Here is a 26,074-nt window from a genome sequence, read left to right as displayed (position 1 = left end):
TTTTAATACAATGATACTTCGACTGAAAAATTAGAACGGACAGGAGGGAATCGTCGAAATGAGCAACATATTTGAAGATGAGTTACAAAAAATGAAGGATACTTTACATACGATGGATGAGCAATTGGATAAGCTTGAAAAAACCCCGGTTTATTATGGAGAAGATTTTAAAGAGCAAATTCTTGAAAGTATGAGGGAGTCTAATAGACAAAACTTACGTATTGGTGTGCAAGAGCCGTACTTTGGAAGGTTAGATTTTCAGGAAGATGGAAAAGAAGAAGTTATGCCGATTTATATCGGAAAAGTAGGGGTTTCGGATATGGACACGATGAAGCCAATCATTATTGATTGGCGAGCGCCTGTCGCAAGTATGTTTTATTCATTTACCGGTGGAGAAGAATTAGCATTTTATCAATCACCAGATGGGTTAGTAGAAGGTGATGTGTATTTAAAACGAAACATTTCCATTCGAAAAAGAGAACTTGAACGTGTTGTTGATACATATGTAAAAGGAAATGAAGATGTATCGCATGCCGATGATTTTCTTCTATATCGATTAGGTGAGAATAAAGATAATAAGCTAAAGGATATTGTTTCAACAATTCAATCGGAACAAAATGATATTATTCGAGCGGAAAGAAATTTACCATTACTTATTCAAGGGGTTGCAGGGAGCGGAAAGACAACAATTGCTTTACATCGCCTTGCTTTTTTAATTTATGAATATCGTGAACAATTAGAAGCAGAAAGAATGATCGTATTTGCGCCGAATAGTCTGTTTTTAGACTATATTTCGAGTGTACTTCCTGAATTAGGTGTAGGAAATATTAGTCAAACAACGTTTCCGGATTGGGCATTACGTACGTTAGATGATTCAGTGAAACTAAAGCAGACAGAAGAAAAATTGAAAGAAGCATTTTCAATTAATCGTGATGAAAAGAAGGTAATGCTAGGTAAATTAAAGGGTACGTTGGAATTTAAGACGTTTATTGAAGAGAGAATGATCCAATTTGAAAATGAGTTAGTTCCGACAAAAGATTTTGAGGCGTGGGATAGAGCGACTATTCCAGTAGAAGATATTAAAAAATGGATGCAAGTTGAATATAAACATTATCCTTTACAGAAAAGAAGAGAACGATTAGTAGGACGAATGAAGCGCTGGATTGAAATTGAACTTAAAAAATTCGGGGAAACAAACGAGAAAAAATTACTTAAAAAAGAAGCGACTAAGAGACTGAACGCATATATGAAGTTTTGGCCGAAAATGAGTGCTCTTTCACTGTATAGTTCAATAGTAAAAAGTAAAGAAATACTCGAGGTATTACCTGAAGAACTTGTTAAAGAAACAGAAAAGAGTTGTCGTAAAAAAGAAGTGTATGTAGAAGATTTACCAGCTTTAATATACATACATCATCGTATAACAGGGATTGAAATCGGGCAGAAGTTTCATCACGTTGTTATTGATGAAGCGCAAGATTTTTCGCCTTTCCAAGTTTATGTATTAAAAGAAATTACATTAGGTAATTCTTTCACTATATTAGGTGATTTATCGCAAGCGATTTATGATTACCAAGGAATTGAAGATTGGAATGCTTTTAAGGAAGTATTCCAAGAAACCGGTTATTATGAATTGACAAGAAGTTATCGTTCTACAAAAGAAATTATTGAATTTGCAAATGAAATAATTAAAAATGCAGAAATCCCAGTAGGACTCGCAACACCAGTCTTCCGCAGTGGAGAAGATGTGAAAGTAATTCATGCGGAAAATCAATTTACTGAAATTGTGAAGACGGTAAAACATTTGCAAAATGCAGATGTGAAAACAATTGCGGTAATCGGAAGAACAGAAGATGAATGCCGTGATATATATGTGAAATTAACAAATGCAGGATTAACGGTAAACGTAATTGAAGCAAACCAAAGTAAATATGAAGGTGGTATATCAGTAGTACCTGTCTATTTAGCGAAAGGTTTAGAATTTGATGCGGTGCTTTTAATTGATGTGGATGAGGAACATTACAAAAACACAAAACATGATGCAAAGTTACTATATGTCGGATGTACGAGATCACTTCATGACTTATGGATTTTCCATAGTGGGGAAGCGTCACCTTTAATTAAAGGATTAAAATAAAGTGAAACTATAATCAGTGGGGAGTTTTACTGCAAGCTAATGTGGGATAAATATAAAAAGAGGATTTTCTAGTACTGTATGAAAATCCTCTTTTTTATATTAAAATGGTAGACGTGTAAAATGACAATAAAGTTATTTAATTTTCGATATAAGATACTTCACTGTACTTAAAAATATAACAATAAAGTCGTTTCTGTAGTGCTTTAAGAAAAAAATGTACTTTTTAATAGACTACATGCTGCTAATTTAAGTCTTTAATTTATAGCTGTAGAAATAAATAATAATGAATAAAGATAATGATTAATATATAATTTAATGAGAACAAATGTACATTTATTTTTAAATGTGAGTTCTAAAAAATAAAAGCCTTTTCTCAATATCGAGAAAGTAGGGTCTTCAGCATACACTTTATTTTTCACATTCACAATCATCTAAATAATATACAACAAATATTTCCCGATCTTCGTCTATTTCTGACGCACATCTTTTTAATGGTCTCGCCTGTAGAGAATGATTAAAAATTAAAAGATGAGGTAGTAAGTCAGAAGTACTTTCTTTCTCAAGAACATGAAGCACCTCTCTTTGCGATGGTTCATCTTCATATTTTCGGTATTCAACACATCTAAAGTTGTATTTCTTTGATTGAGTTAGGTAAGTTGTTTCTTCCTTCAACTTTTTAAGTTTAATTCTCACTACATCATCAACCCAAGAGCCTATATTCTCGTAAACTACACCATTACTTACAATGTAATCAGTTATTAATCTCGCAGATATCTCTTCATTTTTTAAGTTTTTACGTGAAAATAATACTTCTTTCGTTTCAGTAATATATTCGATGGTATTCATTTTTGCATTAGCCTCCTTCACTTAGTTTAAAATTAGCTTATACTATAAATAAGACAGATTTTGTCATATTTTATGAAAAAGGTGATTAAATGTCTAAAACTAAACGTATCATTAGAATCATGCTGGCATTAAACAATAATAATTCCATTACTGCAAAGGAACTTGCTAAATCCGAAGGAGTCTCAGAGAGAACAATCCTCCGAGATATACAGGAGCTAAGTGAAATTTACTTTCCAGTCTATTCAGAAAGAGGTAGAAATGGAGGATTTAGTACACTAAAAAATAAAATGATCCCTCCTATTTGGTTTAGTGAGGATGAAATAATAGCTTTATTTTTTGCAATAGATGCCATGCAATATGTTGGCGCCACTCCTTTTTCTACTTCATATAATGTAATTTTAAATAAACTGTTCAATATGATTCCTCAGGAAACTTCCGATGCAATTGAGAATACTAGAGACAAAATCTTGATGTGGCAACCAAATATTAAAGTAGATAAAAGGGTCCTAAGAAACCTTTATGATGCATCTGTAGAAGAGAAAACTGTTAATATCTTATATGAAACAACTGAAGATGAAATCTATAGAGAGATAGAACCTATGGGCTTATACGTATATGACGGGTATTGGTATTGTCCCGCTTACTGTAGAATGAGAAGAGGCATAAGGCTTTTCAGAGTAGATCGAATAAAAAAAACAATTATTAATTCTACTTCTCATTCCACTAATGTCCATTCGAATGTTAAAGAATGGCTGTATTCTGAGTGTGAATCTAATCTCATAAAGCTCGAAGTGAGTTTAAGCAAAGAAGGAAAAAGAAAAGCTGAGAGCATATCATGGTTAAGAGATAATATGGAATACAATTCAGATGGAACCGCGAAAATAACAAAGAATATTAACCCTTCAGAAGAGTGGTTTTATGTTGAACTACTTTGGAATATTGGACAAGAAGCAGAAATAATAGAACCTGATTTCATAAAAAATAAGCTTATTGAAAGGGCTAAATCAGTGATAACGAAATATAATGACTTTTAGCTTAATTTACATTTAATTTTATACTACTAGAAAGGATCACTGCATAGATAATTGTTCCTTTATTCAACTAAAGGGTGCGATTGTGGCATAAAATAGATAAAAAATAATCAAACTTTATTTCAAATCCACAACGGATGATGGTCCTATTATCAACGAATGGTATCTATCTTCCTAAGTCTATTAAAACGCCATAATCCCCTACTCGTGGTTTAGAAAGTAGGGGGTATTTTTTGTAAAAGATTTATCCTTTTTATCAAAGCACTACACTACATTTGAATAATGTTCAATTTTAAACGAATAAAGCCATTAATATTAAATCTTGATAGCCACCATCCAATTTTACACCCTTTGCTTTTCTACCCTCTTCAAAGAAGCCTAGATTCTTATATAACTGGATTGCACTTAGATTATCTTCCATTACCTCAAGACAAACTTTTTCAATCTTACTGTTATTTTTAGCCCAATTGATTAACGTTTCTAGAAGAGCTCTTCCAATACCATAATTTCGATATTCAGGTAGTATGTTCATCGCAAAAGCCCCTTGATGACTGATTTTTTCTTTGTTTCCGTTCTTAAAATCTATTGCACCGACTAACTTACCAGAAACTTCAGCAATAAACTGTACATAATTTGGATTTTCATGATAAGATTTTAACGTTTTTTGAATAACATCGATACGCACCTTTTTTACATCCTCAACCGTACTTAGCATGTATGGAGCGTTTATTAAAGCTTTTGAAGCAGAATCTAGTATTCTTTCTGCATCCTGTTCTTTAGCTTCTCTAATTATTATTGTTTTTCCATCCTTAGATTTATAAGTAAAAACATTAGTTGATAAGATACTACACACACCCTTTCGGAATATAATTAGTTGAATTTTTTAACTATCGTGCAATTATTAAGTAAGAAAAAGTCGTATCACCTTTTTCTGCAATCGCTCTGCTTCAACTTAATGATGATTATTTCAAATATTTTTAATTTTTACAAGGATTTATTCCTTAATATAGCCCGATTGTTGAATAACATGACTAGCGTTTTTTAAACAATTTTATTATGTTTTAAACAACTTTATTATCTCTGTACAAGATGAATTAATGACTTGAGCTGTTGTGTAAATAATATACAATGACCTTTTCTAATTCCTTAGTTTGTTCTTTTTCCCATATACGAACGGCATCTACTAGAGTTTGTGTGTGTTTTAACCAATCTAGAATAAGATGTAGTTGTTCTTGTATTTGCCCAATGTTTTGCTCCTTTATGTTCTTATTCTGAATTCTATCAATTAATTGAAGCATATAGGGAAGTTTTTCTATGCATTCGCTTAAATCTCCGCAATAACCTGAAGGGAATTCATGTGTGCCAAATTCTAAAGTATTGATGTAATTAGAAACTAGGTATATCATAGCTTCTTGTTCGGTATCACCACCTAATTCAATCGCTTTTCGAAGGAATTTTTCTAAATCGTCTTCTTTATTGCTAGAGTCCATATAAATTCCTATCCATCTAAAAGGTCTTGAATCAAATGGGTTGTTTTCTGTCCATCTATATAGAATGTCAATTAGAAAACTATTTAGTGAGAAAGTTAAGACCTCATCTTTTTCGTTTAATGCATCTAAAATAGTAAACAGCGAAATGGCAAACTCTTCTTGAACTTTTGATTCCCATTTTTTTGCATTTGTAATAAATGTCCCTAAATGTTTAAAAGCTAATTTTCGAAGTCCCGCTTCGCGATGCTGACAGTAACAAATAAAATCATGCCAATGCTCATTTGTATTCATATGTATAATAATAGTTTGTAATGCAGTGAGAGGTTTATCCATTATAAGTCCCCAATCTATTAAGCACGTGTTGAAAATTTAGTGTTGCTATATCATTACATAAATTAAAGTGGGAAGAATTTAAGATGGATTTTATTGGTCACGGGATCTAATCGATTGGTAATGTAGCGATTCTAACAGGACCCATTATTGACTTTGAAGATGAAACGAAAAAAGTTATTATGTTTATCTGAATATTGAGGGGATATGTTTATTTAATTTTTAGAAAACATAGACTATTAAATTTGTAAATGGTATAATCTTCTTGTTATTGGAAATAAAATCAAAATATTCGAAAATAAAGGATAGGGTTGGTTTTAATGGGGGATTCTGATCACAAAGAAACAAAGGCAATATTAAAGTTATGGTTTATTTATATACCACTTGCATTTGGAGAATTTGTCTTTTCGAATATCATAGGTTATTTAAAAAAATAAAGATTTTGTATTTGAAAAACAATTAACCTAATTTAATTGTTTTTTTATTTTCCTCTAATAAACCAAACAAAAATAGAGATTTTGAACAAGATGAAGTTTATGAAGGAAATAACGTTGATTAGGTGCTGAAAACGGGAATCATTCAAGCATGGTAATTCACCGTTTTTATAGCTTCCTATAGTGAGATGTTATGTTCACATCATATGTATACGATATTTGTAACTTAATATAGCATTACTGGAACTTCAAAATTAGTAGTTAAGGTTGTTACCTTTTAGAGTGTTATATATAACTTAGCTAAAAAAGCACAAATCATATAATTTGCGCTGTTCATTATCTGTTTTTTGGTAAAAAATTATAGTTTTTGTCACATTAATACTGTACGATACATAGTATAAAACACATACTGTATGACATATAGTAATGGAAATGAGGTGAGTGAATGGATACTTTATTAAACTCGTTAATTACTGAGTTAAGAAGAGGGACATTAACGTTAGCTGTTTTAAGTCAATTAAGAACGCCGCAGTACGGATATTCACTTGTCCAGTTATTGGAGCAATCAGGGGTTACAATTGATCAAAGTACTTTATATCCACTACTTCGCCGATTAGAAAAGCAGGAATTAGTGACGAGTAGTTGGGATAAAACGGAGAGTAGACCTCGTAAGTATTATGTTTTAAGTGATTATGGATTAGAAATATTTTTGCAGTTGAAAAAAGAATGGATAAAGGATTCGAAAGAACTTTATAACTTATTAAAGGAGGAGGAAGAGAATGAATTTAATTGATCTCTATATCCAAGAGGTTGCGAAGAGATTACCTGAAAAAAATCGTGAAGATATTACACTTGAACTAAGGTCAACTATAGATGATATGTTACCTGAAGATTATAATGAGAAAGATGTAAAGAGCGTTCTCGAAAAATTGGGGAGTCCGGTTTCATTGGCTAATGGTTATTTGGATAGACCGATGCATTTAATTGGACCACGTTATTTTGATGTATATACAACGTTGTTAAAAATGATTATACCAATCGCAGCTGTCATTGCACTCATATCAATGGTTGCAGAAAATTTTATAGGCTATAGTGGTGATCAAGCAGTATTAAATGTTATTTTTCAATTGATAGGTAAAGGCATTGGGGAAATTTTTGAAGTGGGCCTCCATGTATTTTTCTGGTTGACACTTGTGTTTGTTATTTTAGAAAGAACAGATACAGACAAAGGTATTGAGCCGTTGACGACAAGTTTAAAAAAATGGACACCAGATGATTTGAAAAACATCTCGTATATTCCAAAGAAAAAAGCAATCTCGAAGTTTGAAGTTTTTGGAGGTTTAATGTGGACAGCAGTTTGGGCTACACTTTACTTTTATGCGAATCATCTTGTTGGCGTATATAACGGTACGGCAAATGGACTGAAGTTTGTCTCGCCAACTTTTAATCAAGATGTTTTATTGCAGTACTGGCCAATCGTTGTAATTATGATCGTTTTTGAAATATGTATATCCCTTTATAAATTAGTGCAGGGACAATGGACTCAAAGATTGGCGATTGGGAATGCTATTCTTCAGGTAGCTGGGACGATAGTATTCATTGTAATTGTAGTAAATCCACATGTATTTAACGCAGGGTTTATTACGTATTTGGCAAATGCATTTACTATTTCCCTAGAGGGATTTAAAACGTGGTTAGTTGGCGGTGGAATTGTAATTTACACATTATCTGCTGCAATAAATATATTTGACGGTTTCCGAAAAGCTAGTATTCGTATGTAGATAAAAATCGGAAATTTCGATAAAATAAAACTATTGAAAAGATAGTGATATAAGGTGAACATGATGAAAGGAAGAAAACAATGATAAGGGAAGCAACGAAAAAAGATTTAGCATACATTTTAGATATTTATAACGATGCGATACTTTATACAACAGCTGTATATGCGTATAAACCTGTAACCCTTGAAAATAGAATAGATTGGTATGAACAAAAAAAGGCTGAAGGGTATCCAATTTTTGTATATGAATTAGATAATAAAGTAGTAGGATTTGCGACATTCGGCCCATTTAGAACGTGGCCTGCTTATAAATATTCAGTTGAACATTCTGTGTATGTAGATAAGGCATATAGAAAAAATGGCATTGGGTCTTCATTAATGAAGGAATTAATCAAAATTGCAAAGGAAAGAGAGTATATGACCTTAATTGCTGGAATTGATGCAGAGAATGAGAAAAGTATTGCCTTGCATCAAAACTATGGATTTGTTCATGCAGGAACAATAAAAAAAGCTGGTTATAAGTTTAATAAATGGCTAGATTTAGCTTTTTATCAGCTGGAACTTAACGGTCCTGAAAATCCTATAGAAGAATAAATATTTTTCGGTAGCAAGAAAAAATTCATGCTACCTTTTTCTTATTTTAATAGCTAATGAAAAGGTTTTTTACATTCAATGTTGAAATATTAGAAGTTAATATAACGATATAAAAAGAGGGATAGAAATGGAAACTGTTATAAATAAAATAAAAGAGGTACAATCTAATTATGTGGGAATGGCAATTTATTCTACAAAAAATAATCGTATAGTTGCTTCGTATAATAGTGAATTAAATATTCCGTTAGCATCAGCAGCAAAATTAGTCATTGGATTTGTAGTAACGCAAATGGTGAAGGAAAATAAACATAATTGGAATGATATACTTCATTACATTAAATTTAATCCACATGAAGATAGTGCGCAGTTATATCCGCATTTACAAGGAAGAACTTCTTTAACACTTAGTGAAGCGGTAGAGGTAATGATTGCTTGTCATGATAGTTACGTTGCACAGTCAGTTGTAATGCACTGTGGTGGATGGGATGCTGTGAAAATGTACGCACAAACGTACTTTTCAAAAATTCATATACAAGAGAATGCTAGAGATGAGAAAAATGTTGGAGAATTAAGTGAAGTTCTTGCCCTTTTCATACAAACCTTTCAAGGTTATAAATCAGAACCAGAATTATGGGAACCAATTATTAGCGGCATGGTAAGACAGCAAGGAGAGTATGAAGAAATTCCATATTATCATATAGCTCATATGACAGGTGGATTACTCACAGCTACAATAAATATTGGTATTATAGGAATGTTTAACGAATTTCCACTTCTTTATGTGATTGGGGGAAAAGATTTACCGAATCGCCGTGAAAATAAAGAGGTAGATGAAGCTTTTGCAGTAGTTTTAAAGTACATATACAAAGAATATAGTGAAAGCATGCTAGGAGTGAGCGATTGAAAAGAAACTTAAAGACTTCAACAATCATTATTTTAATTTTAACGATTATTGCTCTTGAAGTTGGAATCGCACTATATGATCACAATTTGTCATTAGATACAATTTACTTTGCAGCAATTCTTATTTGTATTGTATTGCTTTTTGGCACACGTGTTTCTGAAGAGAAAGAAAGTACATCGAAACGAGGACGAAGAAAAATAGCTGTTATATTTTGGCTATCTATTTCATTGTCTATCGCTTGTTTTGCAGTTATAAGTTACATAAGGGTAGGGTAGGCTATGTCTCTGTACCAGGGATAATTGGCTTTTCATGCTTTGTTACATATGGTGGATTCGTTTTGATTAGTATTTTAAAGGGGAAAAATAAAATGTAGCTTACTAAGTTGAAAGGAAGCAATGTATATGAAACATATAGAGAACGGTACACGTATTGAAGGAGAATACATTAAAAATAAAGTCATTCAATATAATATGTCCATCTTAACAGATGAAGTAAAACAGCCGATGGAAGAAGTAAGTCTCGTAGTAAAAAATGAAGAAGGAAAAATATTTGGTGGTGTAACAGGTACGATGTATTTTTATCATCTTCATATCGACTTTTTATGGGTTGATAAATCAGCTCGTCATGACGGTTGGGGGAGCCAACTTTTACATAAAATTGAAGAAATTGCGAAGGAAAAAGGGTGCAGATTAATATTGCTAGATTCATTTAGTTTTCAAGCGCCAGAATTTTATAAAAAGCATGGTTACCGAGAGTATGGTATCGTTGAAGATCATCCGAAAGGTCATAGTCAGCACTTTTTTGAAAAGAGATTATAATAATATTATGTATACTGATTGATGGGAGAAAGCATATGTACACGTATAAATTGCAACAAGAACAACCAATCTGTGCAGAAAAAATAAAGAAGCTTTATGATTCTGTCGGTTGGTGGCCAGAAAGAAAAGAAGTCGATATTGAAAAAATGTTAAAGAATAGCATAGCCATTGGAGTATGGGAAGAAAATGAATTAGTTGGATTTGCTAGAGTCGTTTCTGATGGTGTTTTTCGAGCATACATTGAAGATGTTGTCGTACATGAGAATGTAAGAAATAAAGGTATTGGAGAGAAAATGCTTACAATATTACTTCGAGAAATATCTCATATTGATATTGTTAGTCTATTTTGCGGAGAGAAGCTAATAAAGTTTTACGGTGAGCAGCAATTTCAAGCAACGAAGCAAATTGTGATGCATCGTAATCAAACAGGGAAAGAATAAGAGGTGCCAATTAAAATGAATGCAACAAGAGCGTACTGTTTATCGAAAAGAAAAGCGACAGAAGATTCTCCAGATGGATGGAGTGCAACATGTATGAGGCTTAATAATAAAATATTTGCGATAGTAAATCATGAAGAAGGTGAAAAGGCTGCGATTACATTGAAGTGTGATCCAGAAGTCGCATTAAGAATAAGAGAAGATTATCCAGAAACAATTATTCCAGGGTATCATATGAATAAAAAACATTGGAATACCGTTTATATTCATAAGGGTATAGAGCAGGAGCAAATTAATAAAATGATTGATTGGTCGTATGATTTAGTACTACAATCATTTTCAAAGAAAAAGCAGCAGGAGTTAATGGATTAATATGTATTAGGAGTGTGTGTAATGAAAGATTCGATTAAAGATACGTATGATAAATTAGCGAGTACATATAAAGAAAATCTAGATTTCGCAAATCCATATAACAGTTATTATGAAAGACCGGCGATGATGGAGCTTATTCCAAAGGAACTAGAAGGAAAAAAGATATTAGATGCTGGATGTGCAGCTGGATGGTATACTTCTCAATTCATAGGAAGAGGAGCAAATGTTACAGCAATTGATGTAAGTCCTGAAATGGTAAAAGCAGCAAAAGAAAATATAGGAAAAGAAGCGACGTTCCTTTGTCATGATCTGCAAGAAACATTGCCATTTGAAGATAATACGTATGATGTGATTGTAAGTTCATTAACTCTTCATTATATAGAAAATTGGAATCAAGTATTTCAAGAATTTCGTCGTGTATTGAAGCCAGGTGGAGAACTTATATATTCTATTCATCATCCTTTTATGGATTTCACAAAGTTTCCATGTGAAAATTATTTTGAAAAACAGTTATTAATAGATACTTGGGTTAAACCGAATATTACTATTGAAGTCAAGTTTTTTAGAAGATCATTACAAGACATACTAAATGAAACTACAAATTATTTTGTATTAGAAGAGATAGTGGAACCGAAGGCAATTGAAAAAATGAAAGAAGTAAGCGAAAAATCATATCATTATTTAAATATGAATCCACATTTTCTTATCATAAAAGCAATCAATAAATAGCTAGTAAAATAACTTTGTTTTACTAGCTATTTACAGTTTTACATTACATATTAGGAGACTTTAAAATGAATACGAAACGAAATAGAGTAGTATATGCACTATTTACTATAGTTGTTATTATTTTAGGTCTTAGCTCAAGAAAGTTTGCTTTTGCACTACCACATCTATTAAATGATTATTTAGGTGATGCATTATGGGCATTAATGATTTTCACTGGCTTTGGATTTTTGTTTCCTAAAACAGAGACGAAGAAGTTGGCTTTTATTAGTTTAATGTTTTGCTACGGGATTGAAGCGAGCCAATTGTATCATGCGGAATGGATAGATAGCATTCGTGGAACGACTTTGGGCGGACTCGTGTTGGGATACGGTTTTTTGTGGAGTGATTTAGTGGCTTATACAATTGGTGTTGGAGTGGGAATACTGTGTGAGGTTATTTTTCGGAAGAAATAAGAATTGTAAAAGGGGTATTGTAAATGGAACAAGCACTGGAAATTGCAAAGCTTTGGTTTCGAAATGAACATGTCACAGCTACTGTAATGCAACCAAAAGTAGCGAAGGTTTTATGCAAGAATAAAGAGTACATTTTAAAGAGAACGGGATCGATAAAGCAACTTCTAGTTGAATTCGATGTTTTGAAGCAACTGTATGAAAAGGGAATTAAAGTACAGAGAGTAGTAAAGACAGAAAATGATGAACAATATGTATTATATAAAGAAAAATATTATTGCTTATATGAGTATGTTGCCGGAAGTGTTTTAGAAATAAAAGATACGAATAAGCTGGAAAGGCTAGCAAGTACAATTGGAGAAGAAATAGCTAATCTGCACAAAGCATTACATTCGGTGAATAGTGACCATGAGTTAATAAAAAGAGATTTATATAAGATGGTATTTGAATGGGCTATACCGATTTTAGAAAAGAATGAGCATGTTCATCGAGAGGTAATTCAAAAGATGGAGCGAATGCACGCAGCTTTCAAGGAAACGGTCCATCCATTACCGAGACAAATTATTCATCGTGATATGCATCTATCAAATGTAATCTTTAAAGATGATAAACTGGAAGGGTTTATAGATTTTGAGATTTTGGAAAATAATGTAAAAATATTTGATTTATGTTATTGCTGTACAAGTATATTAAGCGAGCTATTTAGTGATGAAAAATTAAGAGGGAAATGGTTACATATCGTTAGCAAAGTCTTTGAAGGTTATTATAAACAAAATGATTTAACGAAAGAAGAACTAAAAGCCATTTGGTATGTTATGCTTTCAATTCAAATTATCTTTATTGCTTATTTTGTCCAGTTACCAGATTTATTAAAGTTAAATGAAGAAATGTTCTTCTGGATTTTTGCTAATAAGGAAGCTATTGAAGAAGTTATAGAAGGTATCGTAAAGGTATGAAAAAAATAATATTAATTGGTTCTGGTGGTTCAGGAAAATCTACATTAGCAAGGCAGTTAGGAAATAAATTAAATATTAAGGTGCATCATCTTGATGCATTATTTTGGAAACCGAATTGGGAAGGTGTTCCGAGAGAAGAACAAATAGCAGTTCAAAATAACTTAATTAAAGATGAGAAGTGGATTATTGATGGGAATTATGGCGGGACGATGGATATCAGACTGAATGCAGCTGATACAATTATCTTCCTTGATATTCATAGAACAATTTGTATTTATCGTGCGTTTAAAAGAATTGTAAAATACCGGAATAAAAAAAGACCAGATATGGGCGCGGGATGTGAAGAAAGATTTGATTTGCAATTTTTTAAATGGATATGGAAATATCCTAATGCTAAACGACCTACAATTTTAAAAGGGTTAGAGCAATTGTCCGAAGAGAAAAAGGTTATTGTTTTAAAATCTCCAAATGAGGTTCGGAAATTTTTAGAGCACATATAATAATAGAATGTGACACAACAATTCTTTTTGAATCTTACCGATTAGTTTAATTAAACTAATCGTTTTTTATTATGGAAAATTTAACGCTTTTGAAAATTGTATTTTGTAATGAGTATATGACTATAAATTCATATAAAATGAACGTTTGGAGGAATAGAAAATGACTAATGATTTAATTCAACTAATTGATTCATTAATGGTAAATATTCCAGCTGGAGAGGTAGTATTAAGAGATGATCGAATAAAAAAAGAATGGCTAGTGCAAATTCAACCATTTCTTCTTGCGAAGTATGCTGTAACAATCGAACTATATGATGCTATTACAAATAGTACATTAAATAATTTTGATAAAAATCATAAACCAGTTGTCAATATTTCATGGAACGATGCCATTGCGTTTTGTAATGTACTTTCAAAAAAAGCGGGATTAAAAGAATATTATTCTATTAGTGATGGTGGTCAAATTGTGAAATGTAATTTAGATTCAAATGGCTACCGATTACCATGTGAGGCAGAGTGGCAATATGCATGTAAAGCAAGTACAACCGGATATACATACGGGAAACTTCATGATATAGCGTGGTATAATGAAAATTCAAATGGAGAGATTCATGACGTTGGCCAAAAAGAACCGAATGCATGGGGACTTTATGATATGCTAGGGAACGTTTGGGAATGGTGTTATGATTTGTATGATGAAACAGTGTACGGATCATACCGCATTTTTCGTGGTGGTAGTTGGGCTGAAACAGCGAGAGGGTGCGGCGCTACTTGTCGTCGTCGAAGCCATCCTACATTTCATATAGATGATCTCGGTTTTAGACTCGCTAGGTCAATTTAGTAGGAACATGCTACGAACAACTAAGAAAAGGGTATGGAGAAAATCCGTACTCTTGCCAACATAGAAACGATTTAACGTAAGGAGTGTTTATTATGGCGCGTGTTTTATTTATTAACGCTGGATCAGAAGGACATATAAATCCAACTTTACAAGTTGTAGAAGAATTGATTTCTCGTGGTGAAGAGGTCGTTTATTTTTCAATAGAAGCTTTCAGGGAGCGGATTGAGAAGACAGGTGCTACTGTACGAACGATTGATGATCAAAAATTTATAAAAGCGTTTCTATCTGGAGGCAGAAATTATTTACAGGAAAGAATAAACGGCCTTCTACATACAGCGAATATTGTAATATCTAGCGTTCTAGAACAAATTGAAGGTGAACATTTTGATTACATGATTCATGATTCTATGTTTGGTTGTGGCCATTTAATTGCTCAAATTCTTAAACTTCCAGCCATAAATTCATGCACATCTTTTGCGCAGGATGAAAAATCCTTTGAGCAAATGTTAGGTCATCTGTCAAAAAATATCCCAGTAGAAATTCATGATAAAATACAGAATGATTTTCAAAACTTAACAAAGGGAATTACTGAAAAATATGGTGTTGAAATAAAATCATCGTATGAAGTTTTCTGTAATCCTGCACCCCTTACTATTGTGTATACAATTAAGGAGTTCCAGCCTTTTGGTGATACGTTTGATGAAACATATAAATTTGTAGGACCATCTATCTCTGCACAAATGAAAAACAGAGACGTTGATTTTACTTCAATTGAAGAAAAAAGTCCGATTTATATTTCATTAGGTACTGTTTTTAATGAAGCGATTGACTTTTATAAACTGTGTATGAAGGCCTTTGAGAATAGTGAGCATACAATTGTTATGTCTATTGGCAATAAAACAAAAATAAGTGATCTAGGCGAAATCCCTAAAAACTTCATTGTGAAAAACTATGTGCCTCAAACCGAACTGCTTACTTATACGAAACTATTTATTACACACGGCGGGATGAACAGTACGCATGAAGGACTATATAACGGGGTTCCGCTCGTTGTAATACCGCAAAGTGCAGATCAGCCAGCAATCGCAAAGCAAGTGGAGAGTCTTGGAGCAGGAGTTCAATTACATATGAATGAATTAACCGTGGAGAAATTGCGTGAAAGTGTGGAGTTAATTTTAAATAACCCTTCATATAAAGAAGCTGCTTTGAATTTGAAGGAATCATTCCGAACATCGGGTGGATATAAGGAAGCTGTTGATGAAATTTTTACATTTGTAGATCAGTAATAAATATAAAGTTATACATGAAAAAAGTGTCTATATTAAATGATATAGACACTTTTCTGTTGTAAGAAGAGAAGAATTGTTTAAATGAAAATACTAAATGTGAATTTTGAGAACTAAGTCTACAATTTCTGCTGCACACTTTTATTTTATCCCGTAGTAACCGACCGTAAAACCCCAACTAATTAAAGTTTTACTTTATGATTTCAGGATGTGGTTTTATATGTTAGTAATAATTTCACTGTTTCTGCACAACTTCTGCACATGCTTAGGCGAGTTCTATGTCATGATATATTCATAAAGTGAAATGTTTCACAAGGAAAAAATATATTTTCACTGCGGTGTATGCATAATTAATACATACATCGGTACAAGTTTGTCTCTTTTTATTCTTTTACATCAAAGCCCACATTCCACTACAAAGTATAACAAGAAGGAGACATGAGCATGAATAATCGATTTTTAAAACAACTACAAAATATGAAAATGAACAAAAAAAGTTTAGGAGCTGTAGCATTAACAGCTGGAATTATTAGTACGACACTTATTCCTCAAAATGCTTATGCGCACGGTTTTGTTGAAAAGCCCGGTAGCCGATCCGCTTTATGTAGTCCAACTTATGGTGCGCTAAATGTAAACTGTGGAAGTGTTATGTATGAACCACAAAGTTTAGAAGCTCCAAAAGGGTTCCCGCAAGGTGGTCCAGTAGATGGACAAATTGCTTCAGCAGGCGGAAAATTTGGTGGTATTTTAGATCAACAAACAGAAAATCGTTGGTTTAAAAATACAATCACTGGTGGGGAAAATACATTTACTTGGAAGTATACTGCGCCTCACTTAACGAGTAAGTGGCATTACTATATTACTAAAAAAGGATGGAATCCAAATAAAGCGCTAACAAGAGCAGATTTCGAACCAATTGGAACTGTACAACATGATGGTTCTGCAGCTTCAAATAATTTAACTCATAAAATCAATGTACCTACTGATCGTAGTGGATATCATGTGATTTTAGCAGTATGGGATGTAGCTGATACAGCAAATGCATTCTATAATGTAATTGATGTTAATCTTATTAATGATGTGAAACCAGACATAGAAGCGCCAAGTAGTCCAAATGGACTTCAGACGCAAAAAGTAACAGCGAATAGTGTAGAACTAACATGGAACGCTTCTACGGATAATGTAGGGGTAAAAGGATATCAAATCTTCCGTAACGGAGAGATGATTGATACAGTACCAGGGACTCATTTTATTGATAAGAAGTTACAACCAAGTACAGAATACTCTTATACTGTAAAAGCAATTGACGCAGCTGGCAATGTATCGAAAGAAAGTACAGCGCTTACAGTAAAAACGACAGTTGAGACTCCTGATACAGAAGCACCAACACAACCAAAAGGATTACATAGTATGGGAACGACAGCGTCAAGTGTGGATTTAATGTGGAGTCCATCTGACGATAATATTGGTGTAGACCATTATGATATTTATAGAGAAACAGAAGGGTCAATGAAAAAGATTGCAACATCCAATACAACTTCTTATTTGGATAAAAATCTGCTCGCTAATACTACTTATAAATATGTAGTGAAAGCTGTTGATGTAGCTGGAAATGAATCCGTACAGAGTGATATATTCACAATTACTACAAAAACTGAAAGCGCTTCACATGAAGCGTGGGATGCAAAAAAAGCATATAAAAAGGGAGATAGAGTTCTACACGAAGGAAAAGTATATGAAGCAGTCCAGAGTTATCAAGGAAATGGTGATCCAAACTGGATTTATGCATTATCATTATGGAAAACAGTGTAAGTTTTACCTAGGTATGAACTAAAAGATGATGGGCTTTGATGCAAAAGGTAATTTTGAGAATTCACTTTTCTATTAATAAAACAGGGTAGTGTATGAATACATAAGATTCATATACTACCCTTTTTATTATGATAACACTTTCGTCATAAGTATGTGCGGAATGCCATCTTCCATAAATATATCAGAAGAAGTTTGATAGTCTAATTTTTTATAAAATCCTTCAGCTTGTGTTTGACCGTGTAGCTTCACTTTTGTAGCTTGTTCGTTACGAGCAATTTCTTCTAACGTTTGAATGATGACTTTACCTAATCCATATGTACGATAATCTTTTAAAATACAAATACGTTCTAATTTTCCGACACCATCAACAAATCGTATACGCCCTGTGCCTACAGGAAGATCATGATAATAAACTAAAATATGTTTACATTGCTCTCCGATTTCATCGAATGTATCGAATTCATCTGTAAGAGGAACACCTTGTTCTTTTACAAATACTTCTTTTCGAATATGAAAGGCAGTTTCTAAATCAGTAAGTTCTGTTATAAGTTTGGATTGCAAAATGTTCAGTCCTTTCTAGTGTAATCAGTTTGCGTTTTCCTAGTATATCATAATAAAGCACTATTAAGAGAAGAAGAACATACTAAAAAGCCAACTTTAAAAAGTTAGCTTTTATTACAATTTCTTTATCCCATTTTTAGTGCCAATAATTGCTGTACTCGTCATACTTATAAACAACCCTGTTTCAACTACACCAGTAATCATTTTTAATTGGGTGTGTAAATGGGCAGGATTAGAAATATGATTAGGGAATATACAATCGATAATCATGTTATTGTTATCGGTTATATAGGTTTCATTATTTTTTAAACGTAACGTTGTTTGACACCCTAAAGACTGAATTTTATTTTCGGTTTGTTTCCATGAAAAAGGGATGATTTCAACAGGTAATGGAAAATTACCTAAATGTGTTACAAGTTTCGATTCATCAGCAATGATAATTAGTTCTTTAGAGGAAGAGGCAACGATTTTTTCACGAAGTAATGCACCGCCACCGCCTTTTATAAGTTGTAAATTTGAATCAATTTCATCCGCTCCATCAATTGTAAGATCAAGACTTTGTACGTCGTTTAACGAAAGTAGGGGGATATTTAGTTGATGTGCTAATGCTTCAGTTTCCTTTGATGTTGGTACAGCTTGAAATGATAATCCTTCTTTTACACGCTCACCTAATTTTTGTATTGTCCAATATACAGTAGAACCTGTACCAAGCCCAATCTTCATGCCATCATTTACAAAGTTAGCGGCATATTCGCCAGCGAGCTGTTTTAAATTCATCGCTTTACTCCGCCGGACGCGGCCCGGCATCAAGACCTGAATTTTCAACTGTAAGTACCGGACGAACGACTATATCTTTATGTACACGCATTTGACAAGATAATCGTAAATGATCTTCAATTCCTTTTTCCGTCATTGCATGTTTCTCATTCGCACTTGCTTCACAGAAATCACCTGCTAGTATTTCTACTCTACAAGTTGTGCAACGTGCATTCCCGCCACAACGATGAAGAATGTTGACACCGCTATCTTCAATTGCTAATACTAACTTTGTTCCTTCTTTCACATCAAAAGTTCCCGCACCTTCAATTGTTAATTTTGGCAAATTTGTTCCTCCTCACGTAAAATTGTACATAACATATTTATGACCGCGAATTATTGAACATAAACATTATTTTTTTATATCCCCGTAACTTTTTTTAATGTTGAATCGTTTATTAAGTAAGCGCTGAAAAGGAGTGGTTATTTTGTGCACAAAAGTAACTCATGTTTCAAAGAACCATATCGATATGAATCATTCAAATATAAACTTTTTAATTGAACAATATGGAGAGTTAAAAAGATACTGTACTTTTTTAACGAAAAACAAATGGGATGGGGAAGATCTCGCCCAAGAAACAGTGTGTAAAGTGCTTCAAAAATATAGAAATAAAGATATTTGTATGACACTCGTCTATAAAATAGCAAGAAATCGTTGGTTAGATCAGATGAAGTCTAAGTCTGTTCATGAAAAAATAAGAGCACAAATCACTTTTGAAGAACCACATGAGAACATTGCAGATTTGCATGAAATGGTAGGGAAAGTATTGTCTTCATTAAATGTACAGCAATCCGCAATTTTATTATTAAAAGATGTTTTTCAATATAGTATCGCTGATATTGCTAAATTGTGTTCTGTATCAGAAGGTGCAGTGAAAGCTTCTTTATTTCGGAGTAGAAATAGGCTGAAAACTGTAAGTGAAGAAGGGATTGAGATAGTCGAATTCACAGAGGATATTGAAGTTGTTGTAACATCTATTCGTGAGGAAAGACCAGAATTATTAACGAAGCTTCTTCCGACAATAGATTTTACTAAATTACCATCTAAACAGCCAGTCTTATTATTTAATGTGAAAAACCCTTCTTCCTACAGTTATATGCTTTACGCAGCATAACAAGTATTGGAGGGATTTAAAATGAATGCAATTCCATATGTAGTAGAACAAACAAAATTAGGAGAACGTTCCTATGATATATATTCAAGGTTATTGAAAGACCGCATTATTATTATCGGCTCAGAAATTAATGATCAAGTAGCGAGTAGTGTCGTAGCGCAATTATTATTTTTAGAAGCAGAAGATGCAGAAAAAGATATATTCTTATACATCAATAGCCCTGGCGGTTCAACGACAGCAGGTTTTGCAATATTAGATACGATGAATTTAATTAAACCAGATGTGCAAACGCTATGCATGGGCTTTGCGGCATCATTCGGTGCATTATTATTATTATCAGGAGCAAAAGGAAAACGGTTTGCTCTCCCTAACAGTGAAATTATGATTCATCAGCCGCTTGGTGGTGCACAAGGGCAAGCAACAGAAATTGAAATAACTGCGAAAAGAATATTAAAGTTAAAGCATGATATTAATAAAATGATTGCAGAAAAAACAGGCCAACCGATTGAAAGAGTAGCACATGATACAGAAAGAGATTATTTTATGACTGCAGAAGAAGCCAAGGCATATGGGATTGTAGATGACGTTGTTACGAAAAAATAAGTTAAAAACAGGCTAGAGGATATGCTAACCCTCTAGCCTATTTTTATTAATCTTTTACCCATTCATCAACTAGCGCTTGATTCTTCTTAATCCATTTTCGCGCCGCTTCTTCGGGATCTTTCGTTTTATTTAACTCGACCATTAACGTACCAAGCTGTTCATCGTTCATCTTCCATTTGTCAAAGTATTTTATGATATCCGGATGGTCTTTTTCGAAACCTTTACGAACAGAGTAATAAATGTCATCTTTTTCACCATATACTTTCTTAGGGTCTTTTAAATATTTTAAGTCAAATTCTGAAAAGCCCCAATGCGGATTCCAAAGCGTAACAGCGATTGGTTTCTTTTTCGTATATGCTTTCTTTAGTTCACTCATCATCGCAGCTTCAGAAGATTGGACAAGTTTTAGTTTTATATCATATTCTTTCATTGCTTTATTCGTTAAATTCATAAGACTACTACCGGGTTCGATACCGACAATTTTATTCTCTAGTTCATCTTTATGAGCATTTAAATCTTCGATACTGTTTATGTTTTTCATATAAGAAGGGACGACTAAACCTAGTCCAGTACCTTCGTACCATTTTGATTTTAAGACAATATCATCTTTATAACGATCGTTTAGCGGTTTATCTGTAACTGGTAGCCATACTTCTAAATTCGCATCAACATCACCACGAGCGACACCAGTCCAAATTGCGGCTTTTTCTAAATACATAAGTTCAACTTTGTAGCCTTTTTCTTCTAATAAAACTTTCCACATGTTTGCGGTTGCAATATTTTCTTTCCAACTTGTTACACCAAGTTTAATTTTTCCTTTCGAATTTGCATTTGTTGCATTACATGAAGTGAAAATCATAGTAATAAATAATGCAAGGCATATAAACCAAATTTTCTTTCGCATCGAAAACCTCCTAAGTAACGTTTGCCTTATAAAATAAATGTATAAGTAAGCATTCTTATTATGAACGGAAACGAGAATTTTAAAGAAATCTTATGAATGTCATTTTTATGTAATATTTCTTTGTAAAATCGCAACACTATGTGAATAGATGGGTAGAAAAGGAGTAGTGACATGGATAATACAAAGGTGCGTGTTGAAAACGTAACAAAAGTATTCGGGAAACATCCGCAAAGGGCCCTTTCCTTATTAAAAGAAGGAAAAAGTAAATCGGAAATTTTAAAAGAGACAGGAATGAACGTTGGGGTGAAAAAAGCAACGTTTGAAGTTTACTCTGGAGAGATTTTCGTTATTATGGGTTTGTCTGGTAGCGGGAAATCTACGCTAGTTCGTATGTTAAATCAATTGATTAAACCAACTGCAGGTCATATATACATAGATGGTGAAGACATCGCAACGATGGGAAAAGAAGAGTTACGGAGAGTAAGAAGAACGAAAATGAGTATGGTATTTCAGAAATTCGCTCTATTTCCGCATCGTACAGTTATACAAAATGTTGCATATGGTTTAGAAATTCAAGGAGTTCCGGTTGAAGAGCGAGAGAAAAAAGCGTTAGAATCGCTACAGTTAGTAGGACTCGATCATCATAAAGATAATTACCCAAGTCAACTTAGTGGTGGTATGCAGCAGCGCGTTGGAATCGCAAGGGCACTAACGAATAATCCAGATGTATTACTAATGGACGAGTCATTCAGTGCATTAGATCCACTTATTCGAAAAGAAATGCAAGATGAATTGTTAGAGTTACAAGATAAAATGGAAAAAACGATTATATTTATTACGCATGATTTAGATGAAGCGCTTCGAATTGGAGATCGTATCGCATTAATGAAAGATGGAGAAATTGTCCAAATTGGAACACCAGAAGAAATTATGATGAGCCCCGCTAATGAATTTGTAGAAAAGTTTGTTGCGGACGTGAATTTAGGAAAAGTAATTACGGCTGAGTCTATTTTAAAACGACCAGAAACTTTATTAATTGATCGTGGACCTCGTGTAGCCCTTCAAATTATGAGGAATGCAGGTGTCTCAACTGTATATGTTGTAAACAAAAAGTATGAGTTTTTAGGTATATTAACTGCGGATGATGCGAGTAAAGCAGTACAAAAACAGTGGCCGATTGCTGATTTATTACTTAATGATATTCCGCATGTGTATTTGGATACTTTACTGGAAGAGACTTATGCAAAAATGGCGGAGATGAAATATCCGTTACCAGTAATCGATGAGAAGAAAAGGCTAAGAGGAATTATTAAACGTGAAAGTGTCATTCAAGCTCTTGCAGGAAACATTGAGGAAGAGGTGAAAGACGATGAATAGTATACCGCGTATTCCATTAGGGGAATGGGTCGACTCATTTGTTGCAAGTTTATATGAGCACTTTGAAGGCTTATTCCGAGGATTCTCTTATATTATTGGCGGATTTGTTGATTTACTCACTAATTTTTTAACAATAATACCTGCCATATTGATGATTATTATCTTATGTTTCCTCATTTGGTACACAACGAGGAAATTATCTTTAGTCATTTTTACGCTCATTGGATTATTATTTATTTTGAATATTAACTACTGGGCACAAACGATGCAAACATTGGCACTCGTACTTACGTCTGTTATTATTTCAATTATTGTCGGAATTCCAATTGGTATATTAGCATCTCAAAATGAACGTTTCTCAAAATTTTTAAAACCAACATTAGATTTTATGCAAACAATGCCTGCATTCGTATACCTTATTCCAGCGATTACATTTTTCGGAGTAGGTGTAGTACCTGGAATTATTGCATCAGTAATCTTTGCAATGCCACCGACAATTCGTTTTACTGACTTAGGAATTAGACAAGTTCCAGAAGATTTAATTGAAGCAGCGAATGCATTTGGATCCACAGCATCACAAAAACTATTTAAAGTACAATTACCACTTGCAACCGGAACGATTATGGCTGGTGTGAACCAAAGCATTATGCTTTCGTTATCGATGGTTGTAACAGCATCACTTGTAGGAGCTCCAGGACTTGGAGTTGATGTATATCGCTCTGTAACACAAGTTAATATCGGAATGGGATTTGAAGCTGGATTAGCTATCGTAGTAATCGCAATTATATTAGATCGAATTACACAAGGGTTCCATACGAAAAGAAAATAATGAATAAAAAACACACTTTTATAATACAAAGTGTGTTTTTTATTGCATCCAGATCACATACGAACGATAACAGAACCTCCAGCTGGTGCACAAACTTGGTTTTTTTGTTGTTCCATTGATTTAATTAATTGATTATTTTCCTCGATTAATGAGATTAATTTAGTTAATTGATTTTCAAGACTTGCAATACGCTGCATCATATATTGTGAATCATGATGCAATGTATTCCTTGCGGGATGAGGGGAATAAACATACTGTTGATTTATATTTGGATTCCAATGAGGATACATTTGAATCGTTCCTCCTTCAATAAATTACGAAGCTTTCTTATAGTAAATGCCTATGTATAATTAATAGTTACTTGAAAATTTTCCAATATAAAAGGAGTATGTACAGAAAATGGAAAATATTATATGTGAAGTTACAGGACATTTTTTGGAAATATTTAAGCGAAATAGTGCGTATATTAATACATTCAAGTAAATGTATGTTATTTAGGGAGAAATGGTGGGAGGAGATGTAATTTTGGCTAAAAATAAAAAAAGAAATGATGCTTTGGCAATAGGTGTCGGTATAGGGGTTGTAATTGGTGTATTTCAAGGGCACTTTACAAATAATTTAGTAATCGGAATTGTGATTGGGATTATAATTGGGATTGCGTTTTTGAAGAAGTAATGAGATGTAAATTCATTTCAAAAATTATTGTATCAAAAGAATGAAAATTCGGAATATGAAACCTGTTTTTCCTTTTATTGTGATATTATATATGAAAAGGAAGGTGATGGATATGTCAACAAACAATCAAATAGAACAAAACTGTTTCATTTGCAAAAAACATATAGGAAATATTATAGTTCCAGGTGGAGCTATTTACGAAGATGAACTCGTTTACGTTGGACATGTCCACTGGGATAGTGAAGAAACATACCTGGGTTATGTAATGATAGATATAAAAAGACATGTACCTGGCCTTGCTGAACTAACAGATGAAGAAGCGAAAGCGTTCGGACTTATAACAAGTAGAGTAAGTAAAGCGCTAAAAGAAAGCGAAGGTGCAGAGCATATTTACACTTTTGTTTCAGGAAATGGTGTACCACATATGCATATGCACATTATTCCGCGTTATCCGAATACACCAAAAGAGTTTTGGTCACCAACCGAGATAGCGAAATGGACTGGCGCACCATATGGTGACGAAGAGAAAATAAAAAAACTATGTGAAAGAATACGAAAGTATATGGTAAATGAGTATGCATACAACAAATAATACACAATATTCATGGGTTGGAAATATAGAAATGTGTTTAGGAGAAATTTCAGTTAAACAATATGGTGATATTGTACTTGGTAAATATGGCGGGAATAAAAGTGCTGGAGCGAAAAAGAATGAAGATGGTGCATTAGTTTGGTCAAATGGTGAATGGGAATTTGCAGCTATTCTAGATGGACATAATAGTGCGGAAAGTGTTGAGTTAGTAGTAAATACAATCCAAAAAGAATATGAAAATATAAAAGTAATTTTGAATGAACCAATTAATTCAGTATTTCAGTCTGTTGAAAATCATATACTTACAATTTTTCAGTCATCTTCATTTAAGGAAAAGTGCAAAAAAATTAAAGGTGAAACAGCTTGCTTACTATGTGTAAGGAAAGAAAATTATATATGGTGGCTTTCTATCGGTGATTGTTTAGTGTATGTATTTCATGAAGAGTTACATAAGTTAGGACAATATGCATTAAATCAACGTCATTTTTACGAATGGATTGGAAATGTAAACAAATTTGATTTACCTGTTCCTTGCTATTCATCAGGTATTCGTGAATTACGTACTGGAAAGAACCGAATTGTAATGGTGACAGATGGAGTATTAGAATGCGGGGAACGCCGATATGAAATACCTGTAAATTTGTATAATGCTATGAACAGAAATGATAAAACACTTAAAGAAAATATTCACAATGTTTTAGAACACGTGCATCATCAGTTGGGACGTGATAGTGCGACAATTATTAGTTGGGACGTAGAAAATAAAAGGAATGCTACGTATCCGAGTGATCAGCCGGAGAAAAGGTAAAGGAGGAAACATCACTGTTTTGGGTTAAAGGAATTTTATTAATAGTATGGA

At 33.1% G+C, this 26,074-nt stretch carries 31 protein-coding genes and 1 pseudogene; 24 read left to right on the top strand and 8 right to left on the bottom strand.

Translation table 11 applies throughout. The features are described from left to right. Positions 1-58 precede the first annotated feature (58 nt). The gene (locus MKY21_RS14060) at positions 59-2,134 is read left to right on the top strand and encodes a HelD family protein (RefSeq protein ID WP_016118059.1); all 2,076 of its coding nucleotides are present in this window, start codon (positions 59-61) and stop codon (positions 2,132-2,134) included. Between the two features lie 408 nt (positions 2,135-2,542). Here MKY21_RS14060 and MKY21_RS14055 read toward each other — a convergent pair whose 3' ends face one another. Continuing rightward, entirely contained in the window at positions 2,543-2,980 is a 438-nt protein-coding gene (locus MKY21_RS14055) for a hypothetical protein (RefSeq protein ID WP_044797630.1), read from the bottom strand. Positions 2,981-3,069: 89 nt separating this feature from the next. Here MKY21_RS14055 and MKY21_RS14050 point away from each other — a divergent pair, with 89 nt between their 5' ends. Then, a complete protein-coding gene (locus MKY21_RS14050) occupies positions 3,070-4,014 on the top strand; it encodes a helix-turn-helix transcriptional regulator (protein ID WP_044797631.1) in 945 nt (314 codons plus the stop codon). A gap of 289 nt (positions 4,015-4,303) precedes the next feature. Here the strand turns inward: MKY21_RS14050 and MKY21_RS14045 are convergent, their stop codons facing one another. After that, on the bottom strand, positions 4,304-4,864 hold the full coding sequence (locus MKY21_RS14045; RefSeq protein ID WP_170964354.1) for a GNAT family N-acetyltransferase: 561 nt from the start codon (positions 4,862-4,864) through the stop codon (positions 4,304-4,306). 241 nt (positions 4,865-5,105) lie between these two features. Continuing rightward, the gene (locus tag MKY21_RS14040; RefSeq protein WP_016118057.1) at positions 5,106-5,834 is read right to left on the bottom strand and encodes a hypothetical protein; all 729 of its coding nucleotides are present in this window, start codon (positions 5,832-5,834) and stop codon (positions 5,106-5,108) included. Positions 5,835-6,710: 876 nt separating this feature from the next. Here MKY21_RS14040 and MKY21_RS14035 point away from each other — a divergent pair. The 15 genes and pseudogenes from MKY21_RS14035 to MKY21_RS13965 all read left to right on the top strand — a co-directional run bounded on the left by MKY21_RS14035 (position 6,711) and on the right by MKY21_RS13965 (position 17,743). Further along, positions 6,711-7,058, top strand: a complete 348-nt coding sequence (locus MKY21_RS14035; protein WP_000380301.1) for a PadR family transcriptional regulator — start codon at positions 6,711-6,713, stop codon at positions 7,056-7,058. Beyond that, a complete protein-coding gene (locus tag MKY21_RS14030; RefSeq protein ID WP_016118056.1) occupies positions 7,045-8,046 on the top strand; it encodes an HAAS signaling domain-containing protein in 1,002 nt (333 codons plus the stop codon). Before MKY21_RS14035 ends, MKY21_RS14030 begins: the two co-directional genes overlap by 14 nt. An 80-nt stretch (positions 8,047-8,126) precedes the next feature. Then, on the top strand, positions 8,127-8,639 hold the full coding sequence (locus tag MKY21_RS14025) for a GNAT family N-acetyltransferase (protein ID WP_000617513.1): 513 nt from the start codon (positions 8,127-8,129) through the stop codon (positions 8,637-8,639). Between the two features lie 127 nt (positions 8,640-8,766). Beyond that, positions 8,767-9,543, top strand: coding sequence for a serine hydrolase (locus tag MKY21_RS14020; protein ID WP_000450750.1), 777 nt, complete (start codon positions 8,767-8,769; stop codon positions 9,541-9,543). Further along, positions 9,540-9,916, top strand: a pseudogene (locus MKY21_RS14015) (hypothetical protein). The gene MKY21_RS14020 and the pseudogene MKY21_RS14015 overlap by 4 nt, the downstream one beginning before the upstream one ends. Positions 9,917-9,944: 28 nt before the next feature. Next, complete coding sequence (locus MKY21_RS14010) at positions 9,945-10,361, top strand: GNAT family N-acetyltransferase (RefSeq protein ID WP_000680411.1); 417 nt, start codon at positions 9,945-9,947, stop codon at positions 10,359-10,361. A 35-nt stretch (positions 10,362-10,396) separates the two neighbouring features. Next, a complete protein-coding gene (locus tag MKY21_RS14005) occupies positions 10,397-10,801 on the top strand; it encodes a GNAT family N-acetyltransferase (RefSeq protein ID WP_000288969.1) in 405 nt (134 codons plus the stop codon). A gap of 15 nt (positions 10,802-10,816) precedes the next feature. Continuing rightward, positions 10,817-11,170, top strand: a complete 354-nt coding sequence (locus MKY21_RS14000) for an MmcQ/YjbR family DNA-binding protein (protein WP_000994622.1) — start codon at positions 10,817-10,819, stop codon at positions 11,168-11,170. Positions 11,171-11,191: 21 nt separating this feature from the next. Further along, positions 11,192-11,899, top strand: coding sequence for a class I SAM-dependent methyltransferase (locus MKY21_RS13995; protein ID WP_044797634.1), 708 nt, complete (start codon positions 11,192-11,194; stop codon positions 11,897-11,899). A gap of 65 nt (positions 11,900-11,964) precedes the next feature. Then, on the top strand, positions 11,965-12,351 hold the full coding sequence (locus MKY21_RS13990; protein WP_001093462.1) for a ribosomal maturation YjgA family protein: 387 nt from the start codon (positions 11,965-11,967) through the stop codon (positions 12,349-12,351). A 23-nt stretch (positions 12,352-12,374) separates the two neighbouring features. Then, on the top strand, positions 12,375-13,304 hold the full coding sequence (locus MKY21_RS13985; protein ID WP_061663207.1) for a phosphotransferase enzyme family protein: 930 nt from the start codon (positions 12,375-12,377) through the stop codon (positions 13,302-13,304). Next, positions 13,301-13,804, top strand: coding sequence for a DNA topology modulation protein (locus tag MKY21_RS13980; protein ID WP_000720551.1), 504 nt, complete (start codon positions 13,301-13,303; stop codon positions 13,802-13,804). Before MKY21_RS13985 ends, MKY21_RS13980 begins: the two co-directional genes overlap by 4 nt. Before the next feature lie 160 nt (positions 13,805-13,964). Then, entirely contained in the window at positions 13,965-14,645 is a 681-nt protein-coding gene (locus tag MKY21_RS13975; RefSeq protein ID WP_025966128.1) for a formylglycine-generating enzyme family protein, read from the top strand. A 92-nt stretch (positions 14,646-14,737) separates the two neighbouring features. Then, positions 14,738-15,931 carry a macrolide family glycosyltransferase gene (locus MKY21_RS13970; RefSeq protein ID WP_086392496.1) on the top strand — a complete coding sequence of 398 codons (1,194 nt, stop codon included), beginning with the start codon at positions 14,738-14,740 and terminating at the stop codon, positions 15,929-15,931. Between the two features lie 444 nt (positions 15,932-16,375). Beyond that, positions 16,376-17,743, top strand: a complete 1,368-nt coding sequence (locus tag MKY21_RS13965) for a lytic polysaccharide monooxygenase (RefSeq protein WP_001065150.1) — start codon at positions 16,376-16,378, stop codon at positions 17,741-17,743. Between the two features lie 126 nt (positions 17,744-17,869). On the opposite strand, the gene MKY21_RS13960 is transcribed toward MKY21_RS13965, so the two are convergent. From MKY21_RS13960 to MKY21_RS13950, 3 genes are all read right to left on the bottom strand, one after another. Beyond that, positions 17,870-18,304, bottom strand: coding sequence for a GNAT family N-acetyltransferase (locus MKY21_RS13960; RefSeq protein ID WP_001190880.1), 435 nt, complete (start codon positions 18,302-18,304; stop codon positions 17,870-17,872). Between the two features lie 114 nt (positions 18,305-18,418). Beyond that, positions 18,419-19,081 carry a ribose 5-phosphate isomerase A gene (rpiA, locus tag MKY21_RS13955; RefSeq protein ID WP_001049985.1) on the bottom strand — a complete coding sequence of 221 codons (663 nt, stop codon included), beginning with the start codon at positions 19,079-19,081 and terminating at the stop codon, positions 18,419-18,421. A 4-nt stretch (positions 19,082-19,085) separates the two neighbouring features. Continuing rightward, entirely contained in the window at positions 19,086-19,406 is a 321-nt protein-coding gene (locus MKY21_RS13950; protein WP_001125388.1) for a 2Fe-2S iron-sulfur cluster-binding protein, read from the bottom strand. Positions 19,407-19,548: 142 nt separating this feature from the next. Between MKY21_RS13950 and MKY21_RS13945 the strand changes: the two genes are divergently transcribed. Both MKY21_RS13945 and clpP read left to right on the top strand, forming a co-directional pair. Further along, positions 19,549-20,235, top strand: a complete 687-nt coding sequence (locus MKY21_RS13945) for an RNA polymerase subunit sigma-70 (protein ID WP_000337523.1) — start codon at positions 19,549-19,551, stop codon at positions 20,233-20,235. A 21-nt stretch (positions 20,236-20,256) separates the two neighbouring features. Beyond that, entirely contained in the window at positions 20,257-20,838 is a 582-nt protein-coding gene (clpP, locus tag MKY21_RS13940; RefSeq protein WP_000991610.1) for an ATP-dependent Clp endopeptidase proteolytic subunit ClpP, read from the top strand. A gap of 46 nt (positions 20,839-20,884) precedes the next feature. Here clpP and MKY21_RS13935 read toward each other — a convergent pair whose 3' ends face one another. After that, positions 20,885-21,742: a glycine betaine ABC transporter substrate-binding protein gene (locus tag MKY21_RS13935; RefSeq protein ID WP_001227620.1), complete on the bottom strand. Its 858-nt coding sequence runs from the start codon at positions 21,740-21,742 to the stop codon at positions 20,885-20,887. A 171-nt stretch (positions 21,743-21,913) separates the two neighbouring features. Between MKY21_RS13935 and MKY21_RS13930 the strand changes: the two genes are divergently transcribed. Both MKY21_RS13930 and MKY21_RS13925 read left to right on the top strand, forming a co-directional pair. Further along, positions 21,914-23,119: a quaternary amine ABC transporter ATP-binding protein gene (locus tag MKY21_RS13930; RefSeq protein WP_000370606.1), complete on the top strand. Its 1,206-nt coding sequence runs from the start codon at positions 21,914-21,916 to the stop codon at positions 23,117-23,119. Further along, on the top strand, positions 23,112-23,948 hold the full coding sequence (locus tag MKY21_RS13925) for an ABC transporter permease (RefSeq protein ID WP_001084760.1): 837 nt from the start codon (positions 23,112-23,114) through the stop codon (positions 23,946-23,948). Before MKY21_RS13930 ends, MKY21_RS13925 begins: the two co-directional genes overlap by 8 nt. Positions 23,949-24,001: 53 nt before the next feature. Here MKY21_RS13925 and MKY21_RS13920 read toward each other — a convergent pair whose 3' ends face one another. After that, the gene (locus MKY21_RS13920) at positions 24,002-24,238 is read right to left on the bottom strand and encodes a hypothetical protein (RefSeq protein WP_000283222.1); all 237 of its coding nucleotides are present in this window, start codon (positions 24,236-24,238) and stop codon (positions 24,002-24,004) included. A 217-nt stretch (positions 24,239-24,455) separates the two neighbouring features. Here MKY21_RS13920 and MKY21_RS13915 point away from each other — a divergent pair, with 217 nt between their 5' ends. The 3 genes from MKY21_RS13915 (at position 24,456) to MKY21_RS13905 (ending at position 26,023) form a co-directional block, all read left to right on the top strand. Further along, a complete protein-coding gene (locus MKY21_RS13915; protein WP_000508470.1) occupies positions 24,456-24,623 on the top strand; it encodes a hypothetical protein in 168 nt (55 codons plus the stop codon). Between the two features lie 91 nt (positions 24,624-24,714). Then, positions 24,715-25,215 carry an HIT family protein gene (locus MKY21_RS13910; RefSeq protein ID WP_002005170.1) on the top strand — a complete coding sequence of 167 codons (501 nt, stop codon included), beginning with the start codon at positions 24,715-24,717 and terminating at the stop codon, positions 25,213-25,215. Beyond that, positions 25,199-26,023 (top strand): protein phosphatase 2C domain-containing protein, encoded by an 825-nt coding sequence (locus MKY21_RS13905; RefSeq protein ID WP_206904799.1) that lies wholly within the window; start codon positions 25,199-25,201, stop codon positions 26,021-26,023. The genes MKY21_RS13910 and MKY21_RS13905 overlap by 17 nt, the downstream gene beginning before the upstream one ends. Positions 26,024-26,074: the final 51 nt, after the last annotated feature.

The sequence above is a fragment of the Bacillus sp. FSL R9-9497 genome (assembly GCF_038005805.1).
GTDB lineage: Bacteria > Bacillota > Bacilli > Bacillales > Bacillaceae_G > Bacillus_A > Bacillus_A cereus.
This window is presented reverse-complemented; position numbering and strand designations above follow the sequence as displayed.

Excerpts from the sequence above, each read along its gene's own strand:
- MKY21_RS14060 (WP_016118059.1), top strand. The coding sequence starts at position 59 with ATGAGCAACATATTTGAAGATGAGTTACAAAAAATGAAGGATACTTTA.
- MKY21_RS14055 (WP_044797630.1), bottom strand. The coding sequence starts at position 2,980 with ATGAATACCATCGAATATATTACTGAAACGAAAGAAGTATTATTTTCA.
- MKY21_RS14050 (WP_044797631.1), top strand. The coding sequence starts at position 3,070 with ATGTCTAAAACTAAACGTATCATTAGAATCATGCTGGCATTAAACAAT.
- MKY21_RS14040 (WP_016118057.1), bottom strand. The coding sequence starts at position 5,834 with ATGGATAAACCTCTCACTGCATTACAAACTATTATTATACATATGAAT.
- MKY21_RS14035 (WP_000380301.1), top strand. The coding sequence starts at position 6,711 with ATGGATACTTTATTAAACTCGTTAATTACTGAGTTAAGAAGAGGGACA.
- MKY21_RS14030 (WP_016118056.1), top strand. The coding sequence starts at position 7,045 with ATGAATTTAATTGATCTCTATATCCAAGAGGTTGCGAAGAGATTACCT.
- MKY21_RS14025 (WP_000617513.1), top strand. The coding sequence starts at position 8,127 with ATGATAAGGGAAGCAACGAAAAAAGATTTAGCATACATTTTAGATATT.
- MKY21_RS14020 (WP_000450750.1), top strand. The coding sequence starts at position 8,767 with ATGGAAACTGTTATAAATAAAATAAAAGAGGTACAATCTAATTATGTG.
- MKY21_RS14010 (WP_000680411.1), top strand. The coding sequence starts at position 9,945 with ATGAAACATATAGAGAACGGTACACGTATTGAAGGAGAATACATTAAA.
- MKY21_RS14005 (WP_000288969.1), top strand. The coding sequence starts at position 10,397 with ATGTACACGTATAAATTGCAACAAGAACAACCAATCTGTGCAGAAAAA.
- MKY21_RS14000 (WP_000994622.1), top strand. The coding sequence starts at position 10,817 with ATGAATGCAACAAGAGCGTACTGTTTATCGAAAAGAAAAGCGACAGAA.
- MKY21_RS13995 (WP_044797634.1), top strand. The coding sequence starts at position 11,192 with ATGAAAGATTCGATTAAAGATACGTATGATAAATTAGCGAGTACATAT.
- MKY21_RS13990 (WP_001093462.1), top strand. The coding sequence starts at position 11,965 with ATGAATACGAAACGAAATAGAGTAGTATATGCACTATTTACTATAGTT.
- MKY21_RS13985 (WP_061663207.1), top strand. The coding sequence starts at position 12,375 with ATGGAACAAGCACTGGAAATTGCAAAGCTTTGGTTTCGAAATGAACAT.
- MKY21_RS13980 (WP_000720551.1), top strand. The coding sequence starts at position 13,301 with ATGAAAAAAATAATATTAATTGGTTCTGGTGGTTCAGGAAAATCTACA.
- MKY21_RS13975 (WP_025966128.1), top strand. The coding sequence starts at position 13,965 with ATGACTAATGATTTAATTCAACTAATTGATTCATTAATGGTAAATATT.
- MKY21_RS13970 (WP_086392496.1), top strand. The coding sequence starts at position 14,738 with ATGGCGCGTGTTTTATTTATTAACGCTGGATCAGAAGGACATATAAAT.
- MKY21_RS13965 (WP_001065150.1), top strand. The coding sequence starts at position 16,376 with ATGAATAATCGATTTTTAAAACAACTACAAAATATGAAAATGAACAAA.
- rpiA (WP_001049985.1), bottom strand. The coding sequence starts at position 19,081 with ATGAATTTAAAACAGCTCGCTGGCGAATATGCCGCTAACTTTGTAAAT.
- clpP (WP_000991610.1), top strand. The coding sequence starts at position 20,257 with ATGAATGCAATTCCATATGTAGTAGAACAAACAAAATTAGGAGAACGT.
- MKY21_RS13935 (WP_001227620.1), bottom strand. The coding sequence starts at position 21,742 with ATGCGAAAGAAAATTTGGTTTATATGCCTTGCATTATTTATTACTATG.
- MKY21_RS13930 (WP_000370606.1), top strand. The coding sequence starts at position 21,914 with ATGGATAATACAAAGGTGCGTGTTGAAAACGTAACAAAAGTATTCGGG.
- MKY21_RS13925 (WP_001084760.1), top strand. The coding sequence starts at position 23,112 with ATGAATAGTATACCGCGTATTCCATTAGGGGAATGGGTCGACTCATTT.
- MKY21_RS13920 (WP_000283222.1), bottom strand. The coding sequence starts at position 24,238 with ATGTATCCTCATTGGAATCCAAATATAAATCAACAGTATGTTTATTCC.
- MKY21_RS13910 (WP_002005170.1), top strand. The coding sequence starts at position 24,715 with ATGAAAAGGAAGGTGATGGATATGTCAACAAACAATCAAATAGAACAA.
- MKY21_RS13905 (WP_206904799.1), top strand. The coding sequence starts at position 25,199 with ATGCATACAACAAATAATACACAATATTCATGGGTTGGAAATATAGAA.